The following is a 12,510-nucleotide window of genomic DNA, read 5'->3' on the forward strand; positions in this document are numbered from 1 at the left end:
TCCACATCCGCAGTCGACAGGCCCGACACCGCCAACGCAGAACGAATCACCCGCTGCTGCGAAGGACCATTCGGCGCCGTCAACCCATTCGACGCACCATCCGAATTCACCGCAGAACCCCGCAACACAGCCAAAACCGGCCGCCCGGAGGCCTCGGCCTCGGAAAGCCTGGCGAGCACGAGCATCCCGACGCCCTCGGAGAATCCGGCACCATCGGCGGCGTCCGCGAACGGTTTGCACCGGCCATCCGGCGCCAGTCCACGCTGACGGCTGAACTCCTGGAACAAACTCGGCGTAGCCATCACGGTGACCCCACCGGCCAACGCCAGATCGCATTCCCCGGACCGCAGCGCGGCGGCCGCCTGGTGCAGCGCGACCAGCGAAGCCGAACACGCCGTATCCACCGTCACCGCGGGCCCCTCCAGACCGAGCGAGTAGGCCACCCGGCCGGAGACCACCGAGGCGGCATTCCCGGTTCCGATGTAACCACCGACATCCTCCCCGGAAGCCACCAACAGACCGGTGTAGTCCTGCCCGTTGGTGCCGACGAAAACCCCGGTCGCCGAACCACGCAAACCACCCGGATCGATCCCCGACCGCTCCAACGCCTCCCACGAAGTCTCCAACAACAACCGCTGCTGCGGATCCATCGCCAACGCCTCACGGGGCGAGATCCCGAAGAACCCGGCATCGAATTCGCCTGCCGCGTCCAGGAATCCGCCTTCGGCGGCATAGCTGGTGTCCCGCTGATCAGGGTCCGGATCGTAGAGCGCCTTGAGGTCCCACCCCCGGTCGGCGGGCATCGGACCGATCGCGTCCACACCCTCGGAAAGCAGCTCCCACAACCCTTCCGGATCGCGCACCCCACCGGGGAACCGGCAGCCCATACCGACCACGGCGATGGGTTCCCCGGGATCGGCGGTCCGTGCCGGGGTGCTGTCCGCGACGGCGGCCGGTTCCCCAGCGGTCGCGGCGATCTGCTCGTACAGGTACTCGGCGAGCGCGACCGGGGTCGGGTAATCGAACACCAGCGTCGCGGGCAACCGCATCCCCACCGCCTTACCGAGCGCATTGCGCAGTTCGACCGCGGTCAGCGAATCACAGCCGAGATCGCGGAAGGCGGCGTCCTCGGCGACCACCTCCGGTCCGGCGTGCCCGAGCACGGCGGCCGCATAGGTGCGCACCACGGTGCCGAGTTCGCGTTTCCAGTCCGCGCGCGGGATCTCCTCGAGATGCCGGAACAGCAACGGTTTTCCGGCATCGCCCGCCGCATCTGCGGCCGCGGCGAGCACGGCGACCGCCTCGGGCAGGTCCGCGAGCAGCGCGCTGGACCGTCCCGCGGTGAAGGCGGGCGCGAACAGGTCCCAGTCGAGCGAGGTCACCGAGACCGTGGTCTCGTCGTGGTCCAGGATCTCGCCGAGCGCGCGCAATGCGGTCTCGGGGGCCATGTCCAGCACACCGAAGCGGCGCAACCGTTCCCCGACCGCGCCCTGGCCCATTCCGCCCTCGCCGCCCCAGTGTCCCCAGGCGACCGCGGTCGCGGTGTCCCCGCTGTTCCTGCGGATCGTGGCGAGCGCGTCCAGGAATGCGTTGCCCGGCGCGTAGTTGCCGAGCCCGGGGCCGCCGATCGTGCCCGAGGTGGAGGAGAACAGCACGAAGGCGTCCAGATCCCGGCCGCGGGTTAGCTCGTCGAGCACCGCGGCGGCACCCGCCTTGGCGCGCAGCACCGGTTCCAGCCGGTCGGCGGTCAGCGATTCCACGACACCGTCGTCCAGGGTGCCCGCGGCGTGCACGACCGCGCGCAGGGGTAGCGGTCCCGCGTCGATCTCGGCCAGCAGCGCGCCGAGCGAGTCCCGGTCGGCCACATCGCAGGCGGCCACGGTCACCCGCACACCGCGCGATTCGAGCTCCCGCGCCAGCGCGGCCGCACCCGGTGCGTCCGGTCCGCGCCTGCTGGTCAGTACCAGGTGCTCGGCGCCGCCCTCGGCGAGCCAGCGCGCCAGGTGCCCGCCGAGCGCCCCGGTGCCACCGGTGACCAGCACGGTGCCCCGTGGACGCCAGCGCCGCACCGGTTCGCCCGCGTGCGGGTTCCTGGCGAGGCGCCTGCCGAACACCCCGGAGCCGCGCAGGGCGAGCTGGTCCTCACCGGCGAGATCACCGGCACCGGCCAGGATCGCGCACAGCCTGCGCGCGGCACGGTCGTCGAACCCGCCCGCGGGCAGGTCGAGCAGTCCGCCCCAGCGATCCGCGTGCTCCAGGGCGGCGACCCTGCCGAATCCCCACAGCAGCGCGGGTTCCGGGTGTTCGAGGGGATTCGAGGGCCCCACCGAGACCGCGCCCCGGGTGAGCGTCCACAGTGGCGCGTCCACGCCCGCATCGCCGAGCGCCTGCACCAGGTTCAGCGTGGCGGTCAGCCCGCGCGGAGTGGCGGGGTGTTCCGGATCGTGCGCGGCGGGCGTGCCCGCGGCGAGCCCGGTCAGCGCGAGTACCCCGGTCAGCCGAGGCTGCGTGGCGAGAACCCCGGCGATGGCTTCGCGTCCCTCCGGGGCGATCTCCAGTTCCAGCACGGTGGCACCTGCCTCGCGCAGCGCGGCGGGGATCCGCCCGGCGTCCGGGTCCGGTTCGCCCTCGATCCGCACCACGAGCCAGGTTCCGCCGAACTCCACAGTGGACGGTTCGGGGAGCGGTTTCCAGTCGGCCCGGTACCGCCAGCCCTCGATCTCGGAGCCCTGTTTCCTGCGGTCCCGCCAGGCCGCGAGCGCGGGAACCACTTCGCTGAACGGGGTGCTCGGGGCAAGGGCCAGTTCGGTGGCCAGACCGTCCACATCGGAGCGTTCGATCCCGTCCCAGAGCGGGGCGGCCCAGGCGGCATCGGTCTCCCCGCCCACGGCCTGTTCCGCGGCCAGCTCGGGCCAGTAGTGCCTGCGGGCGAACGGGGTGGTCGGTACCGCGCTGGGGTGCACCGTCCCGGCACGCGCGGCGCCGAAGGCCGCCGGATCGACCGCGACACCGGCCGCCCAGGCCTGCGCGAACACGGTGCGCAGCTGCTCCGGGCTGTCCGCCTCCCTGCGCAGCGTGGCCACCGTGGTGACCGCACCCGCGCCGGTTTCCGGGAGTCCCGCCGCTTCGGCCGCCTCGGCGATCGAGGGCAGCAGCACCGGATGCGGGCCGACCTCGATCATCGCGCGGAATCCTTGGCTCAGCAGGGATTCCACCGCCGGATGGAACCCGACCGGGGCGCGCAGGTTCGCGAACCAGTACCCCGCATCGGCGTGTTCCGGGGTCATCCAGTCGCCATGCACGGTGGAGAACCACCGGATCCCGTCCACCGTCCCGACCGCGGGCTCGACGGTGTCCAGGGCGGCGAGCAGGTCCGCGCGCAGGGCGTCCATGGCCGCCGAATGCGAGGCATAGTCCACCGCGATGCGCTTGGTGCGCACCCCTTCGGCGGACAGCGCGGCCAGCAGTTCGTCCAGCGGCGCGGCCGGACCGGAGACCACCGTGGTGCGCGGGCCGTTGACCGCCGCCACCGCGAGTCCGGCCGACTCGATCCGCTCGCGCACCTGGTCCACCGGGAGCGCGATCGAACCCATCCCGCCGTCCCCGGCGATGGCGCGCAGCAGGCGGGCGCGCCCGGCAACGACCCGGGCCCCGTCGCGCACCGAGAGAACCCCGGCGACCACCGCCGCCGCGATCTCCCCCTGCGAGTGCCCCAGCACCACCGCGGGCGTGACCCCCGCGGCGCGCCAGACCGCGGCGAGGGCGACCATCACCGCCCAGGAAACCGGCTGCACCACATCGACGTGTTCGAGATCCCGCTTGTCGCGCAACACATCCACGACGTCCACATCGGACACCTCGGCCAGTGCCGCCGCGCACTCGGTCAGCCGTTCGCGGAACACCGGGGAGCAGTCGAACAGCCGGGCACCCATGCCGATCCACTGCGCGCCCTGGCCCGGGAACACGAACACCGGCCGCGCGGTCTCCCCGGCGAGGTTCCGCACGAGCCCGTCGAGCGGGGCCTCCGGAGTGGCCGCGAACGCGGACAACCGTTGACCTGCCTGCTCGTCGAGCAGCACCGCGGCCCGATGGGTTCCGCCCGGCCGGGTGGCGAGTACCGCGGCCACTCCGGCGGGATCGGCCCCGGACCGGGCGAGCGGGGCGAGCCGCCCGGCGAGGGTGGCGAGCGCTTCGGCCGAGCGGGCCGAGAAGGTCCAGGCGACCGGGCCCTCGGACAGTACGGGAACACCCGGATCCGCCCGATCGGCCGAGTCCTGCTCCGCGGGGGCCTCCTCGAGGATCACGTGCGCGTTGGTGCCGCTCATCCCGAAGGCGGAGACTCCGGCGCGGCGCACGCGTTCCCCGGCCGGCCAGGCCACTTCCTCGCCGAGCAGGGCGACACCGCCACCGGACCAGTCCACGTGCGGGCTCGGCTCGTCCAGGTGCAGTGTGCGCGGCAGGCTGCCGTTGCGCAGCGCCTCGACCATCTTGATCACGCCACCGACCCCGGCAGCAGCCTGACTGTGCCCGATGTTCGACTTCAGCGAACCCAGCCACAGCGGGCGTTCCGGGTCCCGGTCCCGCCCGTAGACGGCGATCAGCGCCTGCGCCTCGATCGGATCCCCGAGTGTGGTCCCGGTTCCGTGCGCCTCGACCGCGTCCACGTCCTCGGGGCGCAGCCCGGCCGAGGCGAGCGCCGCGCGGATCACCCGCTGCTGCGCGGGCCCGTTCGGCGCGGTCAGCCCGTTCGAGGCACCGTCGGAGTTCAGCGCGGAACCGGCGACCGTGGCGAGCACCCGGTGCCCGTTGCGACGCGCATCGGAGAGCCGTTCGAGCAGCACCACACCGACCCCTTCGCCCCAGCTGGCCCCATCGGCAGCCGCGGCGAACGGTTTGCAGCGCCCGTCCTCGGCGAGTGCGCGCTGCCTGCTGAACTCGATGAGCGAACCGGGGCTGGCCATCACGGTCGCGCCACCGGCCAGTGCCAGTTCGCATTCCCCGTCCCGCAGCGCGCGCACCGCGAGGTGCAGTGCCACCAGGGAGGAGGAACAGGCGGTGTCCACACTCAGCGCGGGTCCCTCGAGGCCGAGCAGATAGGCCACCCGCCCGGAGAGCACGCTCGGTGAGGTTCCGGTGCCGATATAGCCCTCGACATCCTCGACCGCCCGGGCCAGCAGCCCCGAATAGTCCTGATAGGTGATCCCGGCGAACACCCCGGTCGCGCTGCCGCGCAGCGCGCCGGGATCGATCCCGGCCCGTTCGATCGCCTCCCAGGAGGTCTCCAGCAGCAGCCGCTGCTGCGGGTCCATCGCCAGCGCCTCGCGCGGGGAGATCCCGAAGAAGGCGGCGTCGAATTCGCCTGCCTCGCGCAGGAATCCGCCTTCCCTGGTGTAACAGGTGCCCTCGTGATCGGGGTCGGGATGGTAGAGCGCATCCAGATCCCAGCCGCGATCGGCGGGCATCGGTCCGATCGCGTCCACGCCACCGGCGACCACGTCCCAGAGCCCTTCGGGGGTGCCGACCCCGCCGGGATAGCGGCAGGCGGTGCCCACGATCACGATCGGGTCCTCGGCGAGCCCGGCCCGGTGCGCGGTCTGAGTGTGCTCCGGCCCGGCGGTCTCGGTGAGCAGCGCGCACAACACGGTCGCGAGCGCCTCCGGGTTCGGGTGGTCGAAGACCAGGGTGGCGGGCAGTCGCGCCCCGGTATCGCGTTCCAGTCCGTCCCGCAGTTCCACGGCGCCGATGGAGCTGACCCCGAGTTCGGTGAAGGCGCGGGTGGCGCTCACATCCTCGGCGGTCTCCAGGCCGAGCACGGTCGCGGTGCGCGCCCGGATCAGGGCCAGCAGTTCGGCCGTGACCTCCGCGCCCGCGCGGCCGCTCCACCGGGATTCCGGTCCGGTCTTCGCTTCCGGTTCGGTCTTCGCTTCCGGCGCGGTCGTACTCGCGGCCCGCCTGCGCGCACGCCCGGTCCCCGTAGCTTTCGGTTCGGTGCCCTGCCGCGGGGGTTCGGCTGCCGCGCTCGCCGGGCGCAGTCCGAGTGTGCCGATGGTGAGCACCGGATCCCCCGCCGGATCCACGGCGTGCACCGAAACCGACTGCCCCTGCCCCGGTTCGATCGCCACGCGCAGCCGGGTCGCGCCCACCGCGTGCAGGCTCAGCTCGGCGGCGGTGAACACCAGGAACGGCTCGGCATCCGCACTGCTCATCGCCAGCGCCTGCAGCACGGCGTCCAGCAGCGCCGGATGCATGCCGAACCGCTGCGCGTCGGCCATGGTCCGATCGTCCTCGGGCAGCGCGAGCTCGGCAACGACCAGTTCGCCCGCGCGCCCGATCCGGCGCACCGCGCGGAAACTCGTCCCGTAGCCGGTTCCCTCGGCCGACCAGCGTTCGTAGGTGGCCGCGATCTCGTCCTCGGTGCGGGTGATCTCGGCGATCTCGGGAACCGCGGCGGGCGCGCACTCCGCGGTGGCGAGCCTGCCGCGCGCGTGCCGCTGCCAGGGCGAACCGTCCCCGGCGCGGGAGTAGAAGGCCACCTCGCGGAATCCGGACAGGTCGGCGGAACCGGCCTCGATCTGGATCTCCGCCGCGCGGTTCCCGTCCAGGGACAGCGGCGCCTCGATCACGGCCTCGGCGACCCGCAGGCAGCCGAGCGTTTCCCCGGCGGCCAGGAACAGTTCCAGGTACGCGGCGGTGGGCAGCACCATCGCCCCGCTGATCCGGTGTTCGGTGAGCCAGCTGTCCGCTTCCGGATCGAGCCGTCCGGAAAGGACGGTGCCCCCACCGGCCAGGTTCGTCATCCGGGGCAGCAGCGGATGTCCGGTGTCCGTGCCCGCCGCGGAACCCGGGGAATTCCCGGGGCTGGAATTCCCGGGACCCAGCCAGTACCGCTTGCGGCGCAACGGAGTCACCGGGACATCCACCACGCGCGGCCGGTACCCGGCGAACGCGGGATGCCAGTCCACGTCCGCCCCACTGACGTACAGGGTGGCCACCGCGCGCAGCACCGCACCGGTTTCGGACTGGTCCCTGCGCAGCATCGGCACCGCGGGACCGGTGACCTCGGGGATCTCGGGCAGCAGCGGGGTCAGCGTGGCGTCCGGGCCGACCTCGAGCCAGCGGGTGACCCCGAACTCCCGGCAGGCGCGCACCGCATCGGCGAACCGGACCGGTTCGCGCAGCTGGGCCACCCAGTGGGCCGGATCGGTGAGCTCACCCGGTTCGGCCAGCCTGCCGCGCCGGTCGCACACCATCGGGATGCGCGGTTCGTGCAGGGTCACGGTGGCCAGTGCCTCGGCGACCTCCGCCATCGCCGGGTCCATCAGCGGGGAGTGGAAGGCGTGGCTGACCCGCAGCGGGGTCGCCCTGATCCCCTGCTCCGTGGCCAGCAGCCGGATCCGTTCGACCGCCTCGGCCGCCCCGGAGACGATCACCGAACGGGGACCGTTCACCGCGGCGATGGCGAGGCTCGATTCCGCGCCACGCAACCATTCCGCCGCCTCCTGCGGGGTGGCGCGCACCGCGAGCATGGCCCCGCCCTCGGGCAACCGGCGCATCGCGCGCGCCCGCGCGGCGACCAGACGGCAGGCGTCCGGCAGCTCGAACACCCCGGCCACCTGAGCGGCGGCCAGCGCGCCGATCGAGTGGCCGAGCACCACATCGGGTTCGATGCCGTGCGCCCTGGCATGCGCGGCGAGGGCGATCTCGATCGCGAAGATCGCCGGTTGCGCCCAGCCGGTGTTGGCGAGCAGTTCAGCGTCCGTGCCGAACACGACCTCGCGCAGCGGGCGGTCGAGCTCCGGGTCGAGCAGCTCGCACACCTGGGCGAAGGCCTCCGCGAACACCGGCGAGGTCTCCAGCAGTTCCCGACCCATGCCGAGCCGCTGCGATCCCTGCCCGGAGAACAGCATGGCGGTGGCGCCCGAGGTGGGCTCCCCGAGCAGCAGCCCCGGATGTTCGGTTCCCGCGGCGGCCGCGGCGAAGGCCTCTGCCGCCGTGGCCGCGTCCGCGGCGAGTACCACCCCGCGGTGTTCGTGCGCGGCCCGGGTGGTGGCCAGGGAGAAGGCGAGGTCCACCGGGCGGTGCGGGGATTCCGGCAGCCGCGCGGCATAGGCGGTGGCCGTGGCTTCGCGCCCGGCACGGGTGCGACCGGCGAACGGCCACGGAAGCGGGCCCGCATCGACCGGTTCCCGTTCGTCGTCCGGTTCCGGTGCCGCGGATTCCAGCACGACATGCGCGTTGGTTCCGCTGACCCCGAAGGCGGAGACGCCCGCCCGGCGCGGACGCGTACCGTGCGGCCACGGCCGCGCCTCGGTGAGCAGCGCGAGGCCGCGGTTCCAGTCCACGTGCGGGCTCGCCGGATCGGCGTGCAGGGTGGCGGGCAGTCGTTCGTGGCGCAGCGCCTGCACCATCTTGATCACGCCGCCGATCCCGGACGCGGCCTGGGTGTGGCCGATGTTCGACTTCAGCGAGCCGAGCCAGAGTGGTTCCGCCCGCCCGGATCCGTACACCGACTGCAGCGCCTCGGCCTCGATCGGGTCGCCGAGTACGGTCCCGGTGCCGTGCGCCTCGACCGCGTCCACCTCGTCCGGGCGCAGTCCCGCATCGGCGAGCGCGGCGCGCAGCACCTCCTCCTGGGCGGGCCCGTTCGGCGCGGTGAGCCCGTTGGAGGCACCGTCGGCGTTGACCGAGGAACCGCGCAGCACGGCGAGCACCCTGCGCCCCTGCGCGAGCGCGGTGTCCAGTGGCTGCACCAGGAGCACGCCGACCCCCTCGGACCAGCCGGTTCCGTCCGCCGCGGCGCCGAAGGACTTGCAGCGGCCGTCCGCGGACAGTCCGCCCTGCCGTTCGAACTCCACGAATCCGGCCGGGCTGGCCATCACGGTGACCCCGCCGACGAGCGCGGACTCGCACTCCCCCGCGCGGATCGCCCCGGCCGCCAGGTGCAGCGCGACCAGCGAAGAGGAGCACGCGGTGTCCACGGTGAGCGAGGGGCCGCGCAGGCCGAGGGTGTACGAGACCCGCCCGGCGATCACGCTGCTCGCGGTTCCGGTGAGCAGCTGGCCGGCCAGTTCCTCGGGCGCCTCGGACAGTCCGGCGCCGTACCCGGAAGCGCTCGCGCCGATGTAGACGCCGATCCGGTTGCCACGCAAGGCATTCGGGTCGACCCCGGCGCGTTCCACGGCCTCCCACGCGGTTTCCAGGACGAGCCGCTGCTGCGGGTCGAGCGCGGCCGCCTCGCGCGGGGCCACCCCGAAGAACGGCGCGTCGAATTCCGCGGCATCGGGCAGGAATCCGCCGCGCACCGCGGGCAGGCTCGCCGGATCCCAGCCCCGGTCGGCGGGAAGTTCACCGATGCCCTCGGCGCCGGAGTCGACCAGGTCCCACAGGCCGTCGGGATCGGTGACCCCGCCGGGGAACCGGCAGGCCATGCCGACGATCGCGAGTGGCGCCGTCGATCCGGTGACCGTGGCCGCCGCGGGCGCCGATGCCGCGTCCGAGCTGACCCGGCTCTCCAGATACTTCGCGAGTTCGATCGGGCTCGGGTGATCGAAGACCAGTGCGGCGGGCAGGTCGAGGCCGGTCTCCCCGGCGAGGGTGTTGCGCAGTTCCACGGCGGTGAGCGAATCGAAGCCGAGGTCGCGGAACACCGCGCGGGAACCCGGTGCCTCGCTCAGCCCGAGCACCGCGGCCGCGCGCGTGCGGACCAGTTCGAGCAGCACCGCGGAACGCCGTTCCGGGGGCACATCCGCGAGCGGGGCACCCGGTTCGGCGGCCTGTTGCCGCGCCGGGGCGAGCTCCCCGAGCAGCGCGCTGTGCCGGTTGAGGGTGAACGCGTCCGTGAACCGGGCGAGCTCCACATCCGCGAGCACCGGGGCGGGATCGGCGCCCCCGGCCAGGGCGGCCAGCGCGGCGGCGGCCTCCTCCGGTTCGAAGGCGCGCAGTCCCTGGCGGGCGAGGCGATCCACCGCACCGTCGGCTTCGGTGAGCCCGGTGTCCCGCCAGGGTCCCCAGGCCACCGAGGTCGCGGGAAGTCCCCTGGCGCGCCGGTTCGCGGCGAGCGCGTCGAGATAGGCGTTCGCCGCGGCGTACGCGGGCTGGCCCGCCGAGCCCCATACCCCGGCGACCGAGGAGATGAGCAGGAAGGCGTCGAGTTCGCGCCCGGCGGTGAGCTCGTCGAGGATCGCCGCCCCGTGCGCCTTCGCGGCCAGGACCGGAGCCATGGTGGACGGCGCGGAATCGGTGATGGTGCGGGCCTCGCCGAGCCCGGCGGCGTGCACCACCGCGCGCAGCTCCTCGGTGCCGTCGAGGAGTTCGGCGACGGCGGCGCGGTCGGCCAGGTCCACGGCCACCGCCCGCACCCTTGTTCCGTGTGCGGCCAGTTCCGCGATGAGCGCCTCGATCCCGGGTGCCTCGGGCCCGCGGCGGCTGGCCAGGACCAGTTCCGCGGCACCGTTCTGGGCGGCACACCGGGCGATCCAGGCGCCGATCCCCCCGGTTCCCCCGGTGATGAGTACCGTGCCCCGTGGAGTCCACAGTGGACCCTTCGGGCCGTGTTGCGCGCGGCGCAGCCGTCGTCCGAACGTGCCGCCACGGCGCAGTCCGAGCTGGTCCTCGGCGCCGTTCCCGGCGAGCAGGGACACCGCCCGGTGCAGCGTCTCGGCGTCCGGATCGGCGGGCAGGTCCAGCAGGCCGCCCCAGCGCGCGGGCTGTTCGAGCGCGGCGACCCGGCCGAAACCCCACAGCGCGGCCGATTCCGGTGCGGGAGCGGGATCCGAGGGGCGGGTGGCGACCGCGTTCTTCGTCAGGCACCACAGCGGGGGCTCGTCGAGTTCGGCGAGGGCGCGCACGATGTTCAGGGTGTCCGGCAGCGCGGGCTCGTCCTCGAGACCGAGCAGGGAGACCAGGCCGCCCGGCTCGGAAGCACCGCGCAGTTCGGAGATCCGCCGCGCGAGCGCTGCCGGGTCGGCGCCGTCCACCGGGAGCGTGCGGACCTCGGCACCGGCCTCGGTGAGGGCACGCAGGACTTCCCCGGCGAGCCCCGAGGGTTCGCTCTCGCGGGTCAGCGCGATCCACTGGTTCCGCGGCGCGCCCAGTGCCGGTTCGGTCGGCCGCCAGGCGATTTCCCAGCGGTGTTCGAGAATCCGAGGCGCCGTACCGTCCACAGCGGACCCGGAGACTTCCGTGGGTTCGGGCCAGTACCGGCGGTGGGTGAACGGGTAGCCGGGCAGCGCGATCGGTCCGGTGTCCTCCGGGATTCCGGGCGCCTGCGGAAGCTCGGCGCCGGAAACCCAGAGTTTCCCGGCCGCGCGCCGGGCCGCTTCCGGTTCCCCGAATTCGCGGTGGCCGAGGCTGACCGCGGTGCTTTCCGGGTGGTCACCCAGGATGTGGCCGGTCAGCGAGGCGAGCGGGGAGAGTTCGAGCCAGCGGGCCGGATCGTACTGCGCGATCGCTTCGCTGACGGCTTCGGCGAAGCGGACGGGTTCGGTGAGCTGGCGCGCCCAGTAGCCGGGATCGGCCCAGTCCCGCGGACCGAGCTCGCGGCCGGTCACCGTGGACACCACCGGGATCCGCGGGGCGGACCAGTCCAGTTCGGCCACCACGGCGGCGAGTTCTTCGGCGGCGGGGGCCATCAGCGGGGAGTGGAACGCGTGACTGGTGCGCAGCCAGGTCTTGCGCAGCCCGGCCCCGGCGACCGCGGATTCCACCGCTTCGCTCGCCCCGGAGAGCACCACGCTCGTCGCGCTGTTCCGCGCGGCCACGCCGACTCCTTCGGGCAGCCCGCCCAGCATCCTGGTCAGCTGCTCCGGGTCTCCGGAGACCGCGACCATCGCGCCACCACGCGGCAACCGGGCCATCGCCTGTGCGCGTGCGGTCACCAGCCGCGCCGCATCCGCCAGGGACAGCGCACCCGAAATTTGCGCGGCCGCGATCTCCCCGACCGAATGGCCGAGCAGGACCTCCGGGGCCAGGCCCCAGGACCGCGCCAGGTGGTAGGCGGCGAGGTGGAAGGCGAACAGGGCGGGTTGTGCCCAGCCCGTGTCGGCGAGCGCTTCCGCGTCCGCGCCCCAGGCCACGTCTCTCAGCGAACCGTCCACATGCGACTCGAGTGCGGCACAGGCCTGTTCGAAGGCTTCCGCGAACACGGCGGATTCCGCGCACAGTTCCCGGCCCATGCCGAGCCGCTGCGATCCCTGGCCGCCGAACACGAGCGCGGTGCCGCCGGGCTGGGCGGTGCCGGAGAGGACCGGGTCCGTGGATTCGCCCGCGGCCAGGGCGGCAAGGCCCGCCGCGGGGTCACCGAGCACGACGGCGCGGCGGGGCAGGGCGGCGCGCCGGTGCGCGAGGGTGGCCGCGATCGCGGGACGGTCGGCGGGATCTCCGGCGAGCGGGGCGATGCGGCGGGCGAGGGTACGCAGTGCCGTGTCGTCGTGCGCGGAAAGCCGGAAGGTCAACGGTTCCGTGGCGCGCGGCGCCGGTTTCGGGCGCTCCTCGGGTGGTTGTTCGAGGATC

1 protein-coding gene is annotated in these 12,510 nt (G+C 73.6%); it reads right to left on the reverse strand.

All coding sequences use genetic code 11. The features are described 5' to 3' along the window. A partial coding sequence (locus tag AD72_RS26725; protein ID WP_037347443.1) for a type I polyketide synthase occupies nt 1-12,510 on the reverse strand: 12,510 nt, incomplete at both ends.

This window comes from Sciscionella sediminilitoris (assembly GCF_000737195.2).
GTDB lineage: Bacteria > Actinomycetota > Actinomycetes > Mycobacteriales > Pseudonocardiaceae > Sciscionella > Sciscionella sediminilitoris.